Genomic DNA, 958 nt, shown 5'->3' with positions numbered 1-958 from the left:
GGGGGGGTGTGAAGGGTTTCTGCTTTTCCTTGTGGATGTTGTTTTCGGGCACGGTGAGGAGCCGATTGGGCTTGCTGTGCAATCGGCTTGAGGTGAGGGTCTGTTGGTTCTAGGCTGCTGCGGCCTCCTGGACTGTGGAGATGTCTCGGTAGAGCTCGCCGTTTCGCATCATGGCGAAGAGAACGTTGAGGCGCCGGCGTGCGAGTGCGACGACTGCGGCGTTGTGTCTTTTGCCTTCTTTGCGTTTTCGTTCATAGAATTGCCGGGAACGCTCGTGGAATCTGATCGATGCAAAAGACGATTGCCATAGGGCGTTCTTTAATTTTTTGTTGCCAGCCCGGTTAGGCGAATTCGACATGATAGACGTTCCTGACTGATTCGTCCGCGGTGATAGCCCTGCATAGGATGCTAGGTGCGCTGCATCGGGGAAGTCGGACATATCGCCAACAGTCATGAGGATCTGCGCTGCGCTACGCGGGCCGATACCAGGCATGGATAAAAGAATCTCGGTCTGCGGAATGTCCTGAATCAGCTTGAGTACCTGCGCTTCGATTTCTTTACGATGCTCGAGTTTGGTTAGTGCATCTGTGGCGGACATTGCTACGCCAAGTTCGGCGTATTCTGCGCCGGCAATGGATACGGTCTGTTCGTGGATGGCAGCAAGCATGGCATCGATGGGACCTGACCCCTTTTTGGTGGACACCTGATATCCAGCCCAGTCGGGCTGGGAAGAAAGGTAATCTACCACCATATCCAGGTACTCCGAACAGTTCAAACGCGATGCCGTAGCCCTCTATGAAAACAACTAGGATCTCTCGCTGAACTCAGCATCAGCTGAGCTCGGTATCAACCGTGCCTCGCTACATTCTTGGGTCAAAAAGTACGGCACTGGCAAACGTGCCCGCACGAAGGCCGTGCACGATCAAGCCCAAGCGGCGACTGATTCTGAGCGAATCCG

General features: G+C 54.6%; 1 pseudogene. It reads right to left on the bottom strand.

What is annotated here, in order from left to right:
* Nucleotides 1–109: 109 nt before the first annotated feature.
* Nucleotides 110–676 (bottom strand): annotated as a pseudogene (locus HMPREF2935_RS01905) (transposase); the annotation flags it as partial.
* Between the last annotated feature and the right edge of the window lie 282 nt (nt 677–958).

The sequence above is a fragment of the Corynebacterium sp. HMSC076D02 genome, assembly GCF_001813815.1.
GTDB lineage: Bacteria > Actinomycetota > Actinomycetes > Mycobacteriales > Mycobacteriaceae > Corynebacterium > Corynebacterium simulans.
The sequence above is the reverse complement of the archived record's forward strand: the minus strand, read 5'-3'. Positions and strand labels throughout refer to the sequence as shown.